General features: G+C 32.9%; 16 protein-coding genes. 10 read left to right on the top strand and 6 right to left on the bottom strand.

Translation table 11 applies throughout. The annotated features are described in order from the left end of the window. Positions 1–71: 71 nt before the first annotated feature. Together AC1Q5Z_RS15230 and AC1Q5Z_RS15225 are read left to right on the top strand one after the other, a co-directional pair. A complete protein-coding gene (locus tag AC1Q5Z_RS15230) occupies positions 72–905 on the top strand; it encodes a universal stress protein (RefSeq protein ID WP_198857318.1) in 834 nt (277 codons plus the stop codon). A 62-nt stretch (positions 906–967) separates the two neighbouring features. Further along, positions 968–2,740, top strand: a complete 1,773-nt coding sequence (locus AC1Q5Z_RS15225; RefSeq protein WP_492445706.1) for a MutS-related protein — start codon at positions 968–970, stop codon at positions 2,738–2,740. Between the two features lie 80 nt (positions 2,741–2,820). Here the strand turns inward: AC1Q5Z_RS15225 and AC1Q5Z_RS15220 are convergent, their stop codons facing one another. Further along, the gene (locus tag AC1Q5Z_RS15220; protein ID WP_198857320.1) at positions 2,821–4,425 is read right to left on the bottom strand and encodes a Na+/H+ antiporter; all 1,605 of its coding nucleotides are present in this window, start codon (positions 4,423–4,425) and stop codon (positions 2,821–2,823) included. Positions 4,426–4,601: 176 nt separating this feature from the next. Between AC1Q5Z_RS15220 and ribB the strand changes: the two genes are divergently transcribed. Together ribB and AC1Q5Z_RS15210 are read left to right on the top strand one after the other, a co-directional pair. Then, the gene (gene ribB / locus AC1Q5Z_RS15215) at positions 4,602–5,264 is read left to right on the top strand and encodes a 3,4-dihydroxy-2-butanone-4-phosphate synthase (protein WP_343587151.1); all 663 of its coding nucleotides are present in this window, start codon (positions 4,602–4,604) and stop codon (positions 5,262–5,264) included. Then, complete coding sequence (locus tag AC1Q5Z_RS15210; protein WP_343587155.1) at positions 5,265–5,837, top strand: Crp/Fnr family transcriptional regulator; 573 nt, start codon at positions 5,265–5,267, stop codon at positions 5,835–5,837. It abuts the gene before it with no gap. Positions 5,838–6,147: 310 nt separating this feature from the next. Here the strand turns inward: AC1Q5Z_RS15210 and AC1Q5Z_RS15205 are convergent, their stop codons facing one another. Both AC1Q5Z_RS15205 and AC1Q5Z_RS15200 read right to left on the bottom strand, forming a co-directional pair. Then, positions 6,148–7,845: a ribonucleoside-diphosphate reductase subunit alpha gene (locus tag AC1Q5Z_RS15205; RefSeq protein WP_343587157.1), complete on the bottom strand. Its 1,698-nt coding sequence runs from the start codon at positions 7,843–7,845 to the stop codon at positions 6,148–6,150. A 19-nt stretch (positions 7,846–7,864) separates the two neighbouring features. Further along, positions 7,865–8,839 carry a ribonucleotide-diphosphate reductase subunit beta gene (locus tag AC1Q5Z_RS15200; protein ID WP_198857324.1) on the bottom strand — a complete coding sequence of 325 codons (975 nt, stop codon included), beginning with the start codon at positions 8,837–8,839 and terminating at the stop codon, positions 7,865–7,867. 789 nt (positions 8,840–9,628) lie between these two features. Here AC1Q5Z_RS15200 and AC1Q5Z_RS15195 point away from each other — a divergent pair. From AC1Q5Z_RS15195 to AC1Q5Z_RS15170, 6 genes are all read left to right on the top strand, one after another. Further along, positions 9,629–11,119 carry an ankyrin repeat domain-containing protein gene (locus tag AC1Q5Z_RS15195; protein WP_492445702.1) on the top strand — a complete coding sequence of 497 codons (1,491 nt, stop codon included), beginning with the start codon at positions 9,629–9,631 and terminating at the stop codon, positions 11,117–11,119. A 100-nt stretch (positions 11,120–11,219) separates the two neighbouring features. Beyond that, positions 11,220–11,705 (top strand): DUF2271 domain-containing protein, encoded by a 486-nt coding sequence (locus AC1Q5Z_RS15190; protein ID WP_492445701.1) that lies wholly within the window; start codon positions 11,220–11,222, stop codon positions 11,703–11,705. Between the two features lie 27 nt (positions 11,706–11,732). Next, positions 11,733–13,916 (top strand): PepSY domain-containing protein, encoded by a 2,184-nt coding sequence (locus AC1Q5Z_RS15185; protein WP_492445699.1) that lies wholly within the window; start codon positions 11,733–11,735, stop codon positions 13,914–13,916. A 92-nt stretch (positions 13,917–14,008) separates the two neighbouring features. Further along, positions 14,009–15,001 (top strand): FAD:protein FMN transferase, encoded by a 993-nt coding sequence (locus AC1Q5Z_RS15180; protein ID WP_492445697.1) that lies wholly within the window; start codon positions 14,009–14,011, stop codon positions 14,999–15,001. A gap of 425 nt (positions 15,002–15,426) precedes the next feature. Next, complete coding sequence (locus tag AC1Q5Z_RS15175; RefSeq protein ID WP_492445695.1) at positions 15,427–17,820, top strand: TonB-dependent receptor; 2,394 nt, start codon at positions 15,427–15,429, stop codon at positions 17,818–17,820. 34 nt (positions 17,821–17,854) lie between these two features. Continuing rightward, positions 17,855–19,189, top strand: a complete 1,335-nt coding sequence (locus AC1Q5Z_RS15170) for a DUF4374 domain-containing protein (RefSeq protein WP_343587170.1) — start codon at positions 17,855–17,857, stop codon at positions 19,187–19,189. A gap of 120 nt (positions 19,190–19,309) precedes the next feature. Here the strand turns inward: AC1Q5Z_RS15170 and AC1Q5Z_RS15165 are convergent, their stop codons facing one another. Genes AC1Q5Z_RS15165 through AC1Q5Z_RS15155 form a run of 3 tightly spaced genes read right to left on the bottom strand, consistent with a single transcriptional unit; the run spans position 19,310 to position 20,488 of the window. Next, a complete protein-coding gene (locus AC1Q5Z_RS15165) occupies positions 19,310–19,516 on the bottom strand; it encodes a GDCCVxC domain-containing (seleno)protein (protein WP_492445693.1) in 207 nt (68 codons plus the stop codon). Continuing rightward, positions 19,513–20,118 carry a mercuric transport protein MerTP gene (merTP, locus tag AC1Q5Z_RS15160; protein ID WP_343587172.1) on the bottom strand — a complete coding sequence of 202 codons (606 nt, stop codon included), beginning with the start codon at positions 20,116–20,118 and terminating at the stop codon, positions 19,513–19,515. Before merTP ends, AC1Q5Z_RS15165 begins: the two co-directional genes overlap by 4 nt. After that, positions 20,105–20,488 carry an ArsR/SmtB family transcription factor gene (locus AC1Q5Z_RS15155; RefSeq protein ID WP_198857333.1) on the bottom strand — a complete coding sequence of 128 codons (384 nt, stop codon included), beginning with the start codon at positions 20,486–20,488 and terminating at the stop codon, positions 20,105–20,107. Before AC1Q5Z_RS15155 ends, merTP begins: the two co-directional genes overlap by 14 nt. Between the last annotated feature and the right edge of the window lie 165 nt (positions 20,489–20,653).

Below are 20,653 nucleotides of genomic sequence, written 5' to 3'. Positions count from 1 at the left end.
ACTGATAAATATCAGGTTGTTTTCTTTGCAGAATGAGTAAATTTGAGAGACAAACCTTAATCTTAAATACTATGAAAAAGATATTATTTCCAACCGATTTCTCTGACGCTGCCACCAATGCATTTGTTCATGCTTTAGAATTTGCTAAAGTTGTAAACGCCGAATTAATCTTACTTCATACATTCGAGATTCCTGTTTACGACAGCCAGTTCTTTCCAGAGAATTATGCTTCTATATACAGTTCAATTGAATTAGCAAAGTTTGAAATGTTTAAAGATGAAATTCCAAAACTGCGCCAAATTGCTGCCGAACGTAAATTAGAAGATATTGTAATCAAACACCGTTTAATGGATGGTGATCTTATCTACAATTTAAAAAACGCTGTAGAAGAAGATCAAGTCGATTTTGTGATTATGGGAACCAACAGTGCTTCTGACTGGACTAAATTCTTTACAGGTTCTAATACCGAATCTGTCATTTCTGGAGTCGAAGTTCCTGTTTTGTGTATTCCTATCGATGCCAAATACAAAAAAGTAAAAACGATTGGTTTTACGACACGCTACCGTGAAAAAGATAAAAAAGAACTGAAAAAAATTCTGAAAATTGCTAAAAAAACCGGTGCTAAAGTAAAAAGCTTATACGTTAAAACTTCTAATTCTGATGTTTCTGAAGAAGTTCGAAAAGAATGGGAAAAAGAATTCTCTGAAGAAAATGTGGAGTTTCTAGTTTTGCCAAGTGACGATGTAAAAGAAACTATTCTAGATTTTATACTTTACAAAGACATCGATATTTTGACCACAATAACACATAAACGTTCTTTCTTTGAAAGTCTTTTTGATTCTAGTTTTTCAAAAAAAATAGCCAAAGAAGTTACCATTCCGATTTTGGTTATGCATGAAGATTAAATAACAATAGTGATGATTTTGTGACTTAAAAGCTATATTTGTATTTCAACCAAAATAATAGAATGAAAGCATATCCAGACAACGTTACAAAATACTCAGAACTCTATAATAAAACCAACAAAAAATACAACAGCATAAGTCTTTTGAGGCTATTAAGTATTTTTCTTTTCTTGTTTTTTATGTTTTATTACATCAAGACAGATCAAATACTTTATGTCATTCTAGCTGTTTTATCTTTTGCTGGTTTTATTTTTTTTATGAGAATACATTCGAGAGTGTCATTTCAAAGATTGCTTGCAGAAACACTTTTAAAAATTAATCAGAACGAAATTGCTTTTCTGAAAAGGGAAAAAACACCTTTTGAAAATGGAGCTGAATTTATCGATTTCCATCATCCGTATGCTTACGATTTGGATATTTTTGGAGAACATTCTTTATTTCAAAATCTAAACAGAACAGCTTCTTTTATCGGAAAAAAAACACTCGCAGAATTATTGCTTCACACTCTTCCTGAGGCTGAAATTTTAGAAAATCAGGAAGCTATAAATGAATTAAAAAACAAAATTGATTGGAGGCAAGAATTTCAGGCTTTAGCAATCATAAGTCAAGATTCCAAACAATCTTATGAAGCAATAAAACTTTGGACTTCTTTTACAAATAACTCCTTACCTAAAGTTTTAGTCGCATTATCATTCATTCTTCCAGTAACATTTTTTGGATTTCTGGCAGCGTACTTTATTACATCAAAAACCATTATGCTTTCTTATTTAACGTATGTCTTTATTGCCAATTTAATTGTTTTAGGAAGAGCCGTAAAGAGAATTCAATCGGAAATAGCAAAAGCAGATAATGTCGCTAACATCATAAAGCAATACAGTTTATTGATTGAAAAAATTGAACATGAATCTTTCCAATCTAAGAAACTAATTCGCTTACAAGAACAGCTTAACTTTAAAAATGCAAAAGCGAGCCAGCATTTAAAACAGCTTTCTGAGTTATTTTCAAGAATGGATACAATAAATAACTTTGTAACAGCCACTTTATTTAACGGAACATTCTTATTCAATCTGCATGTTTTAAAAGCACTTTTAAAATGGAAAGAAGATTATGCTTCAGAAATGAATCATTGGGTTTCTATTATTGGCGAAATTGAAGCGTTAAATAGTCTAGCTAATCTAGCTTACAACAATGAAGATTTCGTTTTTCCCGAAATCAATTCTGATTATAAAATCGAGTTCAAAAATCTAAGTCATCCGTTATTGAACCCCGCAACAAGAGTTGGAAACGATACGCAATTTCACCCACAATCTTTTGTGATTTTGACTGGATCTAATATGTCAGGTAAAAGTACATTTTTAAGAAGTTTAGGAATCAATATGGTACTTAGCGGAATTGGTTCAGTTATTTGTGCATCAGAAGCTAAAGTGCATCCACTTCCAGTATTAGTTTCAATGCGATTATCAGATTCTTTATCTGATTCTGAATCTTACTTTTTTGCTGAAATTAAACGTTTAAAACAGATCATGGATGAACTTGAAAATCAGCCTGCTTTTGTTTTATTAGATGAGATTTTAAGAGGTACAAACTCTGATGATAAAAGAAACGGAACAATTGAAGTGGTGAAGAAAATCATTTCTAAAAAAGCGATCGGTGCCATCGCAACGCACGACATAGAAGTTTGTTTGACTACAAATGAATATCCTGATATTTTAACCAATCAATGTTTCGAAGTTGAGATCCAAAACAACGATTTACATTTTGATTACAAACTCCGAAACGGAATCTGCAAAAATAAAAGTGCAACCTTTTTAATGCAGAAAATGGGGGTTATTTAATGGTGAATTGTAAATGGTGAATTATTAATTTATTCTTTGCGTAAAAACTTAATTCACCATTTACAATTCACAATTAGAAATTAGTTTTCCTCATACATTTCCATCCATAAACGGGTTTCTTCCAGATCTAGTTCTTTTTCGATTTTGCGGAAGATTTCTTCGTTTACAGAGCCAAATTTATGCATTGATTCTAATTTTCCTCTTTCTACATTTAGCAAATCAATTTGGATTTTAGTAAAGTCATTAAAAATTTCACCTCCAAGAAGTTTTCCATTTCCAAAGAAATTTGCAGGAAGTTCAGTCTTTTGCAGACGATTAAATTTTACTTCGTATTTACTTTTTATGTTATGAAGCAATTCATCATTCAGCAAGGAGAAATTATCTTCAATATGAGCGATAGTTTCTGAAACAATTACATTTCTAATATTATATTCTTCTGCAAGTATCGAATAACGTTCAATTTTCAGCTTCTTAATCAACCACGGAAGCGTAAGACCTTGTATAACCAAAGTTGAGAGTATTACACAGAAAACTAAGTATATAATTAAATTTCGAAGCGGAAATTCTTCTGTTTTATTCAACATTAACGGAAGTGCCAAAGCCGCAGCCATAGAAACCACACCACGCATTCCTGACCATCCAAAAATGATCATGTTTCGATAATCAAATTGTTCTTTTTCTCGAATCTTTTTACTAATTATTCTTGGTAAAATTGTAGCTGGAATAACCCATAAAAAACGAACTAGAATCACTACAATACTAATAACTGCTCCCCAGATAAATAATGAATTTCCAGAGTAATTACTAATTCCAGCAATAATTTGTCTTAACTGAAGTCCGATTAAAATAAAAATCAAGCCATTCAAAATATTATTAAGCACATCCCAAATGGTATTGGTCATTATTCGACTTTCATGCGAAAAAATCGTACCTGATCTTGCTGCCAAAAAAAGTCCTGTTGTTACCACAGCCAAAACTCCCGATCCTTCAAAATGCTCGGCAAGAAGATAGGAAGCAAATGGTGTCAATAATGTAAGCGTTACTTCGATAATATCGTCGCAAACAAATCTTTTATGGATATAATACATGATAAAGCCAACAGCCAAACCAATTCCTATGCCCAAAGCTGACATTAAGACGAAATTTAATCCGGCTTGCCATAAAACAAAATTTCCAGCTGTAATTGCCGTAAGGGCATATTTGTATGCAACAAGACCACTAGCATCATTTACTAAACTTTCTCCTTCTAGAATAGCAATCAATCTAGGATTAAGACCTAACCCTTTTGTAATCGCAGTTGCCGAAACTGCATCGGGAGGCGAAACAATTGCACCAAGTAAAAAAGCTAATGGCCAAGACATATCATCTATAAGCCAATGTGCAAAAACAGCAACTAATCCTGTTGTAAAGAAAACCAAACCAACAGCAGCAAAAGTTATTGGACGTATAGATTGCTTAAAGTCTGACCAGCTGGTATGCCATGCAGCATGATACAAAAGCGGTGGTAAAAATATAATAAATACAATTTCAGGACTTAAAGCAATTACAGGAAGTCCAGGAACAATACTAATAACAACGCCACATAAAACCAAAACAATCGGAATGGGAAAGTTATATCTTTTGCTAACAAGACTAAGAAAAGCAACGCCGAAAAGCAGCATTATAATAACGGTGATATTCTCCATTTAAGATGGTATTTATTAAACTTTCGATTATGGAATCTGGGTACTAAATTAAGATTTTATGATAACTTAATTAGATTAACATTAAAAAAATAGAATGCCGATTTATTGACTTATATCAAACTTTTTAGTTTCAAACAATTTTAGATTTGTCTCTTATTATTTCTAAAAAAACTTTTATGATAAGTACAGAATTAAGTCCGTTAACCCAATTTGGAATTTCGAGTAAAGAACGTGTTGAAAATGCCTTGGAGCAACTTAAAAGCGGAAAAGGTGTTTTGGTAACCGATGATGAAAATCGAGAAAATGAAGGCGATCTTATATTTTCTGCACATCATATGAGTGCTCAAGATATGGCTTTAATGATTCGTGAATGCAGCGGAATTGTTTGTCTTTGCTTGACTAACAATAAAGCAGACGAATTGGAACTTCCATACATGGTAAAAGAAAACACAAGCAGTTTTCAAACTCCATTTACCATTACGATTGAAGCTAAAAATGGAGTAACAACAGGAGTTTCTGCAAAAGACAGAATTACAACTATAAAGACTGCAATTGCAATGAATGCGAGGGCAGAAGACTTAGCGAAACCTGGGCATGTTTTTCCGCTTAGAGCGAATGAAAATGGTGTTTTAGGACGAAATGGTCATACAGAAGGAAGCGTAGATTTAATGAAATTGGCTGGCTTACAACCCGAAGCCGTTCTTTGCGAATTGATGAACGAAGACGGAAGCATGGCTAAACTAGACAAAATTGTTAGCTTTGCACAAGAACACGATTTGGTGGTTTTATCTATTGAAGATATTATTTATTACCGCAAATTTGTGAGAGATTATAATTAAATGATATACGAACAACTTGGTAATTCCATTCGAAAAAGCATTAACGTTTCTGATGAAGATTTAGAAACCATTCTTTCCTATTTTAAATTTATCAAAAAAGGGAAAAATGAAATTTTGCTGGCTCAGGGACAAATAAGTCAAGAAACATTTTTTGTTGCAAAAGGTTGTTTGAGAATCTTTTTTATTAATGAAGAAGGAAAAGATGTTACAAGATATATTGCTTTCGAAAATCAATTTGCAACAGCTTTAGTTAGTTTTATTACCAAAATGCCAGCAGCAGAAAATATTCAAGTTGTAGAGAAATCCGAATTGCTAAGCATCTCACACGAAGATTTTAATCATTTAATGAAAATTATTCCTCAATGGCGTGAGTTCTACAGCAATTATTTAGAAAAAGCTTATGTGAATAATGCCAATCGGTTAATGTCTTTTACCACAATGGATGCTTTGGAGAGATATAATCAACTTTTGAAGATAAATCCTGCGATTGTGAAAAGATTGCCCAATAAAATTGTGGCTTCTTATATTAATATTTCTCAGGAAACTTTGAGTAGGTTGAAGTCTAAGGTTTAGAGTTATTTTTTTTGCCACTAAGACGCTAAGACTCTAAGTTTTTTTTCACATGAATTGCCTCCAGCTTTAGCTGGAGGTAAAAAAGAAAGTAAGAAGGCTTTAGCCAAACTTTGAATTTGGCTAAAGCCTTTTACAATATAAAAACAAAAACCTCCAGCTAAAGCTGGAGGCAATTCATATCTGTCTTAATTAGCTTAAATCTTTTAAAATCTGCATGAAACCCTTTGCGTTTCTTACGAGTAAATCTTAACAAATCTTAGCGGTAAAAATTCACAAAAAAGCCGAATCTAAAGATTCGGCTTTATAATTTTTATGATTCACAGCTGCTGCAAGAAACAAGACTTGTTACTAGTTCTTTAGAAACGCTTTGGCTTCTTTGATAGTATAAACTTTTTACTCCTTGCTGCCAAGCTTCAATCATCAAACGGTTTACATCTTTAATCGCCAATTCTGCTGGAATATTAAGATTTAAACTTTGTCCTTGATCAACAAATTTCTGACGAATTCCTGCTTGCTGTACAATTTCTAATTGGCTAATTTCTTTAAACGTTTTGAAAACATCTTTTTCAGTTTGTGTCAACTGTTCCATATGTTGCACACTACCACCGTTCAGCATAATTCCTCTCCAAACCTCTTCATTATCCAAGCCTTTTTCTTCAAGCAGTTTTTTAAGGTATTTATTTTTACGCATAAAATTACCTTTACTTAATCCTGCTTTATAATAATTACTGCTAAAAGGTTCAATTCCTGGCGAAGTCTGTCCTAAAATTGCAGAAGAAGATGTCGTTGGAGCAATTGCCATTGTTGTAGTATTACGTCTTCCGTAACCTTTTAACAATTCTGGCTCACCGTAAATTCTAGCCAATTCCTGACTAGCTTTATCTGCTTTATCACTAATATGTTTGAAAATCTCTGTTGTTTTCATTTTAGCTTCCATTCCTTCAAACGGAATCATATTTTTCTGTAAATAAGAATGCCATCCTAAAACACCTAAACCAAGTGCACGGTGTCTTTTAGCAAATTTATTTGCTGCAGAAAGATAATAGTTTCCTTCTGTTTTTTCAATAAATTCTTGTAAAACAGCATCTAAGAAAAAGATCGCTAATTTTACTGCTTCAGTGTCTTTCCATTCTTCATATAATTCTAAGTTCATAGAAGATAAACAGCAGATAAATGATTCGTCATGCGTAGACGGAAGCATAATCTCGCTGCATAAATTACTAGCGTTGATTCTTAGATTCTGATCTTTATAAACTTGCGGTTTATTTTTATTTACGTTGTCGCTAAAGAAAATATAAGGCAATCCTTTTTGCTGACGGCTTTCTAATACTTTTGCCCAAACTTGTCTTTTTTCAGCATCTCCATCAATCATTTCTTGCATCCAGTAATCTGGCACACAGATTCCGGTAAACAAGTTCTGAATTGGGTTTCCAATACTTTTAATTTTCAAGAACTCTTCAATATCTGGATGATCTACATCTAAATAAGCGGCAAAAGCACCACGACGAACTCCTCCTTGAGAAATGGTATCCATAGCCGTGTCAAAAAGCTTCATAAAACTCACTGCTCCACTACTCTTTCCGTTATCGGTTACAGCACTTCCGCGTTCGCGTAATTCACCAAAATAACCAGAAGTTCCACCTCCAATTTTGGTTTGCATAATTACTTCTCCAAGTTTATGTGTAATTCCCTCAATTTTATCTGGAACGTGCACATTAAAACAAGAAATTGGCAATCCTCTTTCTGTTCCCATATTTGCCCAAACTGGCGAACTGATACTCATCCAACCTCTTTCGATCATTTCCATGAAAGACTCTTTCAATTCTGGTTTGTAAAGCCTTTTTGCTGCAGCCGTACAAATTCTATCAATTGCTCCTTCTACAGTTTCTCCTTTTAAAAGATAACCGCGGTTTAAAATCTGTTCACTTTCAGAATTTTTCCACCACATTTTACTATCATTTTGTGGCTCAAAATTATTATTTGCTGGGTTTGTGTCTATCGTATTCATAATGTATTATGGGCTTGTATTAGAAAAGATCGTTTGCTGTGATACTCTTATCGTGTTTTGTATATTCTACTGGACGTTTCGCAAAGAAATCATCTAAACTATTTGCAAAAACTTCTTCTTCAAACCAAGTCATTTTTGAATACTCTTCTGGAGAAACATTAAAAATCGTTTCAATATTGATTTGCTTTAAACTTTCATCAATTCTAAATTTCATGAAGTTTACCAAGTCTTCCTTGTTTATCGTTTCAATCGCTCCATTTTCAAAAATCCAATCTAAAATATCGGCTTCCACAGTGATTGATTCTCTAACAGTTTCTCTAATTAATTCGAGAGTTTCTGCGTCGAAATATTCTGGAAACTCTTCACGGATTTTATTAATGATATAAATTCCGCCATTAGCATGAATCTGCTCATCGATTGAAGTCCAAGCAATGATATTACTCACATTTTTCATATATCCTTTGAATCTTGTGAATGACAATAAAATAGCAAACTGGCTGAAAAGAGAAACGTTTTCAATTAAAATACTAAACAAAATCAAGGAAACCATGTATTTTCTGTTATCCTGAGATTTTGTGTCTTTTAATACATTCGAAAGATAATCTACACGTCTGCGAATTACAGGAACATCCAATAATCTTTCAAATTCATCATTATATCCTAAAACTTCCAACAAACGAGAATACGCTTCAGAATGTCTAAATTCACATTCTGCAAAAGTAGTTCCCAATCCGTTGAATTCTGGTTTTGGAAAATGCTCATATATATTACCCCAAAAACTTTTTACAGCTACCTCAATCTGCGCAATTGCCAATAAACTATTTTTAATAGCTGTTTTTTCTGCCAAATCCAAATGCGCATGAAAATCTTGCGTATCGGCAGTAAAATCTACTTCAGTGTGTACCCAGTAAGCCTTATTAATAGCTTCGGTAAATTGCAGAACCTCAGGATATTCAAAAGGTTTATAATTGATTCTTTTATCAAAAATTGACATATATATAGAGTTTTAAGTGACTATTTTGAAATAGAAATCCGAGCGCTTATTTTGGGGAGGTATTAGCGTGATTTCTATAATTACAAATTTAACCCACAGTTATTCTATTGTCCAATTTTTGATGTTAAAAATCTGCTCAATTATCAACAGTTTTAAAACTTCAAAAAATCACGATTTAGCAAATTTATCAACATGAAAATAATACGCTGTAATTTACAATGAGCTAGCAGTTTCCCTAAAAATAATACTAAGTTATTAACATGAAAAAAAGTACTTTCTGAGGTCAAAACGAGAACAGTTATCAACATTCGTTTTGATGAAAGAGAAATTTGAAAGTAAATTTTTCAGCAAAAAAAACGTCAGTTATTTATAATAATTCCAAATAATTGTCGCGTACAAAAAAATCATAACATACTTTATTACAAAAACTTACACTCAAACCCATAGTAAAAAAGCAAAAGATATTATTAAAATCAACGCCTTACAAAAGAACTATTGCATCAATTCTTGCCATTTAATCTTATTAGAGCTATAAAAGAGAAAAAACGTTCAAAAATCATTGTGCCACTTCAAAAAAGAGGTCGAATTAAAACAAAATTAAAATTTACTTAAGGGATTCTTAATTTTTGAAAAAATACCTTCAAATTCCCTTTTTACAGTAAATTATTCTTGGTTTAAGAATATTAATTTTTACATTTGCTTTTATTTTTATTTATTCTAAATAGAATAAAATATTCCCAAAAAAATAAATTAATCTTGTACAATTCAATAACCATAAATTATCGAAATATGAAAAAGAATCTTTTTGTTTCTTTTGCATTTGCTGCTACTCTATTTGTAAGTGCTCAGCAAAAAAATGCGTTGCTAGATGCGGCTTTCTGGAAAACTTCTCCAACTGTTGAAACGGTTCAGGCAGAAATCTCTAAAGGAAATAATCCAGCTGAAGCCAATGCAAACGCATTTGATGTTACCACCTTAGCCATTAATAATGACGCGCCTTTTGCAACAATCAAATTTTTGGTTGAGCAACCTGGAAATTCAATCACAAAATTAACTCACGATAATCGTATCTATCTGCATTGGGCAGCGTATAGAGGAAATACTGAATTGGTTCAATATTTAATTGATAAAGGTTCTGACGTAAATTTTGAAGACAGTCACGGAACCGCTCCTGCTGATTTCGCTGCTTCAAACGGCCAGTCAGATGCTGCGATGTACGATGCTTTCTTTAAAGCTGGACTTAATCCGACAAAAAAATATGCGAATGGAGCAAACCTTTTGCTTTTGGCCATTGCATCTGATAAAGATTTAAAAGCTGCTGACTATTTTTCTACTAAAGGAATGTCTTTAAAAGATGTAGATAATGACGGAAACACAGCTTTTACTTATGCTGCAAGATCTGGAAATATTGCTCTTTTGAAAAAACTTGTAGAAAAAGGCATTAAACCAACTAGCGATGCGCTTTTATTTGCTGCACAAGGAAGTCGAAGAGAAAGTAATACTTTAGAAACTTATAAATATTTGGTTGAAGAAGTAAAAATTAAAGCAACTGCTCAAAATAAAGCAGGACAAAATGTATTGCACTTTTTGGCTGGAAAACCAAATCAGGCTGAAATCATTAAATATTTCTTAGGTAAAGGTGTTGATGTAAACAAAGCTGATAAAGAAGGAAATACGCCAGTTATGGTTGCTGCTGCGGCTAGAGAAACTGCTGTCTTAGAATTGTTTCTTCCTTCTGTTAAAAACATAAATGCTCAAAATCTTAAAGGAGAATCTGCTTTGACTTTTGCTGTTAGAAATGGAACTTCAGAAGCTGTAAATTTACTTTTGACCAAAGGTGCAGATGTAAATGTGAAAGATAAAGACGGAAATAATTTAGGTGTTTACTTAGTACAATCATATCGTCCGGCAGGAAGAGAGAAAGCAGCAACAGATCCTTTTGATGCAAAAGCAAAATTACTTCAAGAAAAAGGTTTAAATCTTGCAGCTCCACAAAAAGACGGAAACACTTTATATCATTTAGCTATTACTAAAAATGATGTTTCTCTTCTGAAAAAAATCACTGACTTAAAAGTTGACATCAACGCTAAAAATAAAGATGGTTTAACGGCTTTACACAGAGCGGCAATGACTTCTAAGGATGATGCTATTTTAAAATATTTAGTTTCTGCTGGAGCTAAAAAAGATATCAGTACAGAATTTGACGAAACGGCTTACGCTTTAGCGAAAGAGAATGAGCTTTTAACCAAAAACAATGTTTCTGTTGAATTCTTAAAATAAATAATTAATTAATAATCAATATTTGAAATTCCAAATTCCAAACTTTACATTTGGGATTTGGGATTTCACATTACAAATCCACACAAATACATAATTTCAGATGAAATCAATATTAAAAATTGCTCTTACAAGCGCTTTTATCTTTTTAGTTTCTTTACAATCTCAAGCGCAATCAAGCAAATACAAGATTATGCTGCAAATGAATAACTATATGGGAGAAGGTGCTTATATCGTTGTTTCGCTAGTGAATTCGGCAGGAGAATACGAAAAAACTCTTTACGTAATGGGCGATGATAAAAAATGGTACAAGTCTTTAAAAGAATGGAATAAATTTCACACTGCTCAAAAATCAGACGACATAAGCGCTAAAACTGGAGCTTCTGTAACGGGAGGTGATCGTAGTGTTACTACAATCGAAATTGAGAATTCTAAAATTAATAAAGGTTACAAATTACGTTTTGAATCTGCTGTAGAAGATCAGAAATATTATGTAAGCGATCTTGAAGTTCCGCTTACAACTGAAGGTCTTGCAGAAAAAACAGATGGTAAAGGTTACATCAAATACGTAAGATTAAGTAAAATATAATACCATTACATTTCTAGAATACACTCAATGACTCTTTCTTTTTGGCGTTACGCACACTTGGCTTTGGCCCTATTTTCTTCTATTTTTTTGCTTTTGGCTTCGGTAACAGGAATCATTCTGGCGGTCGATGCGGTTCAGGAAAAAACACTTCCGTACAAAGCAGAAGATTTTAATAAAATAACTTTAGGCGAAACGCTTCCAATTTTAAAGAAAAAGTATTCTGAAATTACAGAATTGAGTGTAGATTACAATCAATTTGTAACGCTTCAAGCTATTGACGCAGATGGAAATGACGTTAAAGCATACATTGATCCAAAAACTGGAAAAGTATTAGGAACTCCTGCAAAAAAAAGCGAATTCATAAATTGGATTACGAGTTTGCATCGTTCACTGTTTCTTCATGAAACAGGACGTTTTTTTGTGGGCGTAATTTCTTTTTGCTTGCTATTAATATCAATTTCGGGTTTCGTACTGGTTTTAAAAAGACAGCGCGGCATCCGAAATTTCTTTTCTAAAATAATCAAAGAATATTTTGCACAATATTACCATGTCCTTTTAGGAAGATTGGCTTTAATTCCGATTTTAATTATTTCGCTTACAGGAACTTATTTATCTCTAGAAAGATTCAACTTTTTTATGGGTGAAGAAAAATCAAAACCTGTAAAAACAGAACTCTCAGAGAAAACCCAAACAAGTTCAATTTTTAATACCACTTTATTATCTGATGTAAAGAAAATCGAATTTCCTTTTACAGATGATCCTGAAGAATTTTATATTATTGAATTGAAAGACCGAGAAATTGAAGTCAATCAGGTTACAGGAGCTGTAATTTCTGAAAAGCTTTCGCCAATGAGAACTCAATTTGCGGCATTAAGCTTAGATCTTCATACAGGAAGAATTAACGGAATCTGGGCGATTATTTTGGCTATAGCCTGCATTAACATTCTCTTCTTTATTTATTCTGGTTTTGCAATTACTTTAAAAAGAAGATCTAGTCGAATTAAGAATAAATTTAAAGCTAGCGAAAGCACTTTTATTCTTTTGGTTGGCTCAGAAAACGGAAGCACTTTCCGATTCGCCAATTCAATTCAGAAACAATTAATTGATCACGGGCAGAAAGTTTTTGTCAGTGAATTGAATAAATTTTCCGCATATCCGAAAGCAGAACACATTATTGTTTTTACTTCAACTCATGGTTTAGGAGACGCTCCTTCTAACGGAACGCAATTCAAAACTTTATTAGAGAAACAAAATCAAGATCAAAATATTAATTTCTCTGTGATTGGTTTTGGCTCAAAATCATATCCAGATTTTTGCCAGTTTGCTATTGAAATAGATCAACTTTTAGAAAAACAAAAATGGGCAGATCGTTATTTGAATTTACAAACTGTAAATGATAAATCGGCGGTTGAGTTTGTAGAATGGATAAAATTATGGAGCGAGAAAACAGGAATTCCGCTGGCTACAACTCCATCATTATACAACCATATTCCGAAAGGTCTGCAAAAATTAATGGTTTTGGATAAAACACCAATTTCTGAAACCGAACATACTTTTATTCTGACTTTAAGAGCTAGTTCTAGAGTTAAATTTAGTTCGGGCGATTTATTGGCAATTTATCCTGCTAACGATTCTAGAGAACGCCTCTACTCGATTGGAAATCATTCTGGAAATATTCAATTGGTTGTAAAATTACATCCAAACGGATTGGGGTCTGGCTTTTTGAATGCTTTAGAACCAGGAAATATAATAAAAGCACAGATTGTAAAAAATCCTGCTTTTCATCTTCCTAAAAAAGTTCAAAAAGTGGCTTTTATTTCTAACGGAACAGGAATTGCTCCTTTCTTAGGAATGATTGAACAAAATAAAACAAAACAAGAACTTCATTTGTATAGCGGATTTAGAATGGAGACGCCAACTTTAATGGCTTACAAAAAGTTTGCTGACATTATGATTCAGAAAGAACATCTGGATAATTTTCATGTCGCTTTATCGCGTGAAGCAGAACATATTTATGTGATGGATTTGATTAAAAGAGATTCCTCTTTCTTTACGAATCTATTTAAAAAAGGTGGTGTCGTTATGATTTGTGGTTCACTTGCCATGCAGAAAGATGTTGAATCAATTTTAAATGAATTGTGTCTTTCAAAAGGACTAAAAACACTTGAAGAATATAAAGCGAATAAACAATTTTTAACGGATTGTTATTAGAGTAATTTTAGATTTTAGATTGTTGATTTTCAACTTTCGACTTTTGACTTTTGACTTTCGACTTTTGACTTTCGACTTTTTAATACATTTTCATGCATAAATTATTATCCTATAAAATTTCATTCTTTTTTGTAATTATTTGCTGTGTATCTGCACATTCGCAAGTATTACGAAAAAGAACTACGCTTTTGATGGGCGGACGTTTTGATATTTCTATTGTAGACAAAGATTCTCTTTCTGCAGAAAAAAATATAGATGAAGTTATCGCTGAAATTACGCGAATTGAAAATTTAATCTCCGATTGGAAACCCACTTCTCAAGTTTCTGAAGTGAATCAGAATGCGGGAATAAAACCCATACAAGTAGATCGCGAAGTTTTTGAACTAGCACAAAGAGCGATTAAACTTTCTGAAATTACAAATGGCGGATTTGATGTTAGTTTTGCTGCTTTAGACCGTATTTGGAAATTTGACGGTTCGATGACTGAAATGCCTTCGGCGGAAGCCATAAAAAAATCTGTTGAGAAAGTTGGCTATAAAAACATCATTTTAGACAGCACAGCATCTACTATTTTCTTAAAGCTAAAAGGAATGAAAATTGGTTTTGGTGCTTTAGGCGAGGGTTATGCAACTGATAAATGCCGCGCCATGATGATCGCAAAAGGTGTTCAAGCTGGTATTGTAAACGGTTCTGGTGACATGAGCACTTGGGGAAAACAACCCAACGGAAAAGATTGGAAAATCGGAATCACAAATCCGTTTAAACCGGAGAAGATATTGGCAGCTGTTCCTTTAATAGACGGTGCTGTAACTACTTCTGGCAGTTATGAAAAGTTCGTTGTTTTTAACGGAAAACGTTACTCGCACATTATAAATCCTGCAACTGGTTATCCTGCAACTGGTTTATGCAGTGTTACGGTTTTTGGTCCGAACGCAGAAACCGCTAACGGATTAAGCACTTCTATGATGGTTTTGGGACAGAAAGAAGGTTTGCTTTTACTTCAAAAATTTCCTAATTATAGTTGTGTAATGATTACTGATAAAGGGAAAGTTGTTAAGTCTAAGAACTTCGCTTATAAGTTATGAAGTATGAGTTATGAATTGCCTCTAGCTTTAGTTGGGGATAAATAAATTCTACATAAAAGGCTTTAGTCAAACTTATTTTGGCTAAAGCCTTTTTCATTTCTTTTAAAAATGACCTCCAGCTAAAGCTGGAGGCAACTCATAAATGAACTTTTCGTCTTCGCGATTTAGCGAGATTATTTCATTTCAATGATCAGAAAAATACTTTGCGCATATCCTTCGACTTCGCTCAGGAAGACAACCGAATCATCAATTCGTAACTCATAACTCACAACTCATAATTCATAACTCATAATTCATAACTCAAAAAACAATATTAAAATAACATTAGAACCTTCATTGCAATTCTAATAATCTTCTAATTACTTTATTTAGATTAAATTTAAATTATCATATAAGTTTGCAGCACTTTTACACGCAGACTCAATATGAGAACAATTTTACTACTATTTTTATTTACCATTTCAGCGTGGTCACAAACTGGAAATCTTACAGGAAAAGTGACTTTTGGAACCGATGAATTAGCTTATGGTTCATCAATTATTATTAAAGGAACTCAAAAATATGCTATTGTTAATGATTTTGGTCGTTACGATATTAAGGGTTTAAAATACGGAGAGTATATCTTGGAAACCTCTTCTATGGAAGGCCAAACAAGAACTACAAAAATTACGATCAACAAACCGAATACTGAGCTAAATATTTCAATTGAAAGAAATGATGCAAGATCGCTAAAAGAAGTTGTGCTTCAAAAGAAAACTGTTAAGAAGGAGATTACAGAAAAAGGATTTTCAGTAAATGTTATAGACACGCAGGAAGCCGCTAAAAGAAATATTCAGACCAATGAATTGTTAGGACAATCTGTTGGTGTTCGAATCAGACAAAATGGTGGATTAGGATCGAATGTCACTTATAATTTGAATGGAATGACTGGGAATGCTATTAGAGTGTTTATAGACGGAATTCCGATTTCAACTTACGGTTCTTCTTTTAACTTAAATAGTATTCCTCCAGCGTTAATAGAACGAATCGAAGTTTACAAAGGAGTCGTTCCTGCTCATTTAGCCGACGATGCTTTGGGTGGCGCTATTAATGTTATATTAAAAAAAGGTGCAAAAAACACTTTAAATGCTTCTGCTTCTTATGGTTCATTTAATACATTTCAATCTAATTTTAATACGACTTACAGAGATAAATCTGGCTTTACTCTAAAAGGTTCTGGTTTCTATAATTATTCTGATAATGATTATGAAATCTGGGGAAAATTTGCTTACAACATTCTTCCTAACGGACAAAAAGTTTATATCAAGGCAAAACGTTTTGAAGATGCTTACCGTTCATTTGGTGGAAGAATTGAAGCAGGTTTTACAAATGTAAATTGGGCAGATACCTTTTTAATAGGTTTTAACGCTTCTGATGACTATAACGAAATCCAGCATGGACAGTCGATGTCAAGACCTTATAAAGGCAGATTTACCGAATCTGATGCGCAGGTGGTAAGTATTAATTATACTAAAAAAGACTTTATTGTAAAAGGTCTTGAATTTACAGTGAATTCTGTTTTCAGCCAAAGAGGTGAAGTTGTAAATGATACCGTTAAATATAATTACAACTGGTTTGGAGAAAAAGTAATTGGTCTTCACGGCGAATATGTTCTAACTCCTTATGGCGCTCAGCAAGATCGCCCTATGATTCTACAATTGAATAATAAGATTTTCAGTACTCGAAGCGGCTTAAATTATACGTTAAATGAAAATCACCGATTTGTTTTTAGCAGTATGCTTTATTCTTTTGACAGAGATGATTATGACGAAAAGAAATCGCAGTTAGAAAGAGATTTTCAACAAAAAAGAGAACTTCAAAAAAGCATTTTTTCATTTGCATATGAACTAGAAGCTTTTAATTCTCGATTAAGAACTAATCTTTTCGGGAAACGCTATAATCAAAAAACAGAACAGAGAACCCCTGTGCTTATTAATAATAACACAGCGATTGAAGAAAAACTGGAGAGTAACAATACTACTTTTTACGGATACGGTCTAGCTACTTCTTACTTTATAATGCCAAAATTAATGTTTTCGCTTTCTGCAGAAAAAGCAATACGACTTCCTTCTGAAATTGAAATTTTTGGAAATCCAGGTGAAAATCAAAGCGGTAATAGTTCGCTAATCCCTGAACAGAGTAATAATTTAAATGTTGGTTTGCAATTTGGTCCATATATCATCAATAATCACAAATTCGGATTTAATGGATCTGGTTTCTGGAGAAATACGAAAGATAAAATTGTAAGACGATTTAGCCCTCGTTTAAATGAAGCATTAGAAGTCGCGCCATCTATAAATTTAGGAAAAGCACAATCTCTTGGTTATGAAGCTTCGGTAGAATATTCACACAAAAACAGGTTGTTCCTGTCAATGAATATGTCACAGTTTACTTCGAGATCTAAAGACCAATTTGATAAAAATGGAGTGCAATTGGAAAATTACAACAAACAATTTCCTAACGAGCCCTTTTTTACAATAAATGGTAATGCTCAATACAATTTTAAGGATGTATTGCAAAAGGACTCGCAATTAAGTCTCTTTTACAATTTTGGATATGTAGGAGCTTTTTATACAAATTGGCTTGACAATGAAGACGACAGAACGCCTGTCCAGTTTCCACATGATTTAGGATTGAGTTACACTTTCCCTAACAAAAAGTTTATTGCCAGTTTTGATGCTAAAAACATTACGAACCAGCAGGTTTACGACAATTTTGCAGTTCAAAAACCTGGAAGAGCTTTCTTTTTGAAAATAAATTATACACTCAATAAATTTTAGTAACTGATTAATTAATTTTTTAATAAATACAACTATGAAAAAAGGTACTTTAAAATTACTTGCTTGTGGGCTAGTTTTGACCACATTTGCACTTACAGCAAGCTGCAGCAGTGATGATAATAATAAAGAAACAGAACCTGTAAATCCAATAACTGACGGGCGTTGGATTACAGTTGCAGGAGCTTTGATGCAAACGGATCCTGGAGATGGAAACGGTGGAACTAGAATTTATTCTATTTCTAAGGAAGATGCTATAAACCCTAACATTTCTGTTAATGTTTTTGATAATGGTGAAGGTGTACAATCTAACAGAACTGCTCGTTTGCAATCTTCTGTAGACGGAAATACACTTTTTAATATTACTTACACTGGAACAAACGGAGGTGAATTCATGACATACAAGGTCAATGGAGCAAAAAACTTTGTTAAATCTGATATTACTGCAAACATTTCTCAATATGCAGGAACATCTCCAAGATGGGTAAAACTTTTTGATGGTGATAAAACTGGAGTTGCTGTAAACGTAACTGCACCTGTTATTATAACAGAAGAAGATGGAAAAACTTATAAATACACAAGAGGTTCTTCTACAGTTTTGAGCTTAGATTTACAAAAATCATTGATTTCTAATTACAGACAATATGAAATTCCCTTAACAACAGCTGAAGAAATCCAAGGACACCATATTTTCCGTTTAGATGCACCAACATTAAACAAAGCGGGCGATAAATTAATTATTGGAACTTGGATGCGTAAAACAAATCCGTTAACAGGTGCTAACGAAAGTTCTTTTGACCGTTTAGGTTCAAAATCAGTTATAGTTGATTATCCTTCTTTACAGAATCCAAAAGTAATTACTTCAACTGTTGGTTTTGGTGACACAAGCGGATACAGAAGTTTTAACAGTTTCGTAGCTACCGATGGAAACATCTACCAAGCTACTCAAAGAGATACTAAAAAAGGTTCTTATATCCTTAAAATTAACCAAAGCAACGAATATGACAATTCTTATGTATTTAGTTTAGATACTGCTTTAGGAATTAAAGGTTCTTATATCGATGCTTGGAGATATGCTGGAAACGGAATTGCTTATGCGGTTTACACTTATGAAGGAACTGAACAAGGTTTCGTAGCAAGATTAGACTTAAACGCTAGAACAGCTACAAAAGTAGAAGGTATTGATTACGATGCTGACTTAAATTTTGGTCAATATCAAGGTTTTGTTGTAGACGGAAATGAATTCTACATCGCTGTTACTCCAGTTGGAAAAGATGGTAACATTTATGTAATTGATATTCCTACTGGAAAAGTTACTAAAGGTGCTAAATTAGTAAACAAAGCAGGAAACCACTACATTGGGGTATTCTAAAAATATACGACTGTGAAAACAGTCTGTGAAAAATTCATCACTTGAGTTTTTTTTTAATCGAACATTCCGCTTCTATTTATAGTAAGCGGAATGTTTTTTTATGATAGTTTCATTTCATTATTAACAGCATTTCTTGTTTTCTTGAATCGGAGGACATTTTACAGAACCGAAACTGCAATAAACGCAACAATCACCTTCTAAAGGTTTTAGAATTGTCTTGCACTTTTCGCATTCGTAAAAATACTGGCAAGCATTTGTTGGCATTGTCTCTTCTTTTTTGTATCCGCAGTTAGGACAAGTTAGTATGGATTGTAATTCGATTTTCATCCTATTATAATTTTATTTTCTAATGCTGTGTAACCTGTAGCGTTGATTGCTTTTTCTATCTCTTCAATGCTGACTTCTGTATTGTCAAATCTAACAATCGCTTTTCCTTTCTCATAAGAAACCAACACTTCGATAATGCCTTCGAGTTTGTTTATTTCCGTTGTAATATGATGCTCGCAACCCGAACAAGTCATTCCTTTAATCGTAAACTCAACTTTCTGAATTTTGGACGCATCCACAGCAATTATTTTGTTTTCAGAATCTGTAAAGAAGATATGAGCATACGATGGAAATGCTAAAAGCAAAACTGCTACTACAGTGATAATTGCTAAAAATGATTTGGTCTGCGTAAAATTTGTTTTCTCATCGGTTTCGCAATTACAATCTATTTTCTTTTGTGGTTTTAGTTTTTGATACCAAGCAAAAGCTAGCACTAAAATTGTTAAGCCAATAAAATACGGACGAAAAGGTTCAAGCGAAGAAAAAGTTGAAGCAAGTCCGCCAGTTCCTGCTATAAGAGCTAGTATTGGTGTAATGCAGCATAATGAAGCTGCAAACGCGGTCAAAAGTCCAGTGCCGATTAGTTTCTTATTCATTTTCATTTGTTTCGAAAATTTTGTTATCGTTAAGTATTTTAAAAAATGGATTCAGCATTTTTTCATACTCTTCTGTCAATGAATAAAAAATAGTTTGTGCTTCTCTTTCAGTTATGATAAGCTTTCGATCTTTGAGTTTTCGAAGATGTTGAGAAACAGCAGAAATTGTCATATTTAGAATATCGCTTAAATCACAAACACAAAGCCGTTTTTCTTCATAAAGCAGAAATAAGATTCTCAATCTTACATTATTTCCTGCTAATTCAAGTCCATTCGATAAATAATCAAAAGAATTATGCAGCTCCGAAATTCGTTCCTTACAACGATTAATTTGTTTAATGTCTGCCTTTTGCCTAATACAAGAATTATTGTCCATAAGACAAAAATAACTAATTTGTTTATTTAAGCAAATACTAAAATAATACCAATGCTTTTAATTCTACATCTACATCAATTTTTTAAAACAAAAAACGGCATCTATTACATTTAATAGACACCGACTTTTTTCAAATAACAAAAACTATGTTTCTATGTATTAAAT

The organism is Flavobacterium sp. GW823-FHT06G12 (assembly GCF_058794775.1).
This window is presented reverse-complemented; position numbering and strand designations above follow the sequence as displayed.

What these genes read in the sequence shown, in the direction of transcription:
- AC1Q5Z_RS15165 (WP_492445693.1), bottom strand. Translation starts at nt 19,516, where the DNA reads ATGAAAATCGAATTACAATCCATACTAACTTGTCCTAACTGCGGATAC.
- AC1Q5Z_RS15210 (WP_343587155.1), top strand. Translation starts at nt 5,265, where the DNA reads ATGATATACGAACAACTTGGTAATTCCATTCGAAAAAGCATTAACGTT.
- AC1Q5Z_RS15195 (WP_492445702.1), top strand. Translation starts at nt 9,629, where the DNA reads ATGAAAAAGAATCTTTTTGTTTCTTTTGCATTTGCTGCTACTCTATTT.
- AC1Q5Z_RS15155 (WP_198857333.1), bottom strand. Translation starts at nt 20,488, where the DNA reads ATGGACAATAATTCTTGTATTAGGCAAAAGGCAGACATTAAACAAATT.
- AC1Q5Z_RS15205 (WP_343587157.1), bottom strand. Translation starts at nt 7,845, where the DNA reads ATGAATACGATAGACACAAACCCAGCAAATAATAATTTTGAGCCACAA.
- AC1Q5Z_RS15185 (WP_492445699.1), top strand. Translation starts at nt 11,733, where the DNA reads ATGACTCTTTCTTTTTGGCGTTACGCACACTTGGCTTTGGCCCTATTT.
- merTP (WP_343587172.1), bottom strand. Translation starts at nt 20,118, where the DNA reads ATGAAAATGAATAAGAAACTAATCGGCACTGGACTTTTGACCGCGTTT.
- ribB (WP_343587151.1), top strand. Translation starts at nt 4,602, where the DNA reads ATGATAAGTACAGAATTAAGTCCGTTAACCCAATTTGGAATTTCGAGT.
- AC1Q5Z_RS15225 (WP_492445706.1), top strand. Translation starts at nt 968, where the DNA reads ATGAAAGCATATCCAGACAACGTTACAAAATACTCAGAACTCTATAAT.
- AC1Q5Z_RS15175 (WP_492445695.1), top strand. Translation starts at nt 15,427, where the DNA reads ATGAGAACAATTTTACTACTATTTTTATTTACCATTTCAGCGTGGTCA.
- AC1Q5Z_RS15200 (WP_198857324.1), bottom strand. Translation starts at nt 8,839, where the DNA reads ATGTCAATTTTTGATAAAAGAATCAATTATAAACCTTTTGAATATCCT.
- AC1Q5Z_RS15220 (WP_198857320.1), bottom strand. Translation starts at nt 4,425, where the DNA reads ATGGAGAATATCACCGTTATTATAATGCTGCTTTTCGGCGTTGCTTTT.
- AC1Q5Z_RS15180 (WP_492445697.1), top strand. Translation starts at nt 14,009, where the DNA reads ATGCATAAATTATTATCCTATAAAATTTCATTCTTTTTTGTAATTATT.
- AC1Q5Z_RS15230 (WP_198857318.1), top strand. Translation starts at nt 72, where the DNA reads ATGAAAAAGATATTATTTCCAACCGATTTCTCTGACGCTGCCACCAAT.
- AC1Q5Z_RS15190 (WP_492445701.1), top strand. Translation starts at nt 11,220, where the DNA reads ATGAAATCAATATTAAAAATTGCTCTTACAAGCGCTTTTATCTTTTTA.
- AC1Q5Z_RS15170 (WP_343587170.1), top strand. Translation starts at nt 17,855, where the DNA reads ATGAAAAAAGGTACTTTAAAATTACTTGCTTGTGGGCTAGTTTTGACC.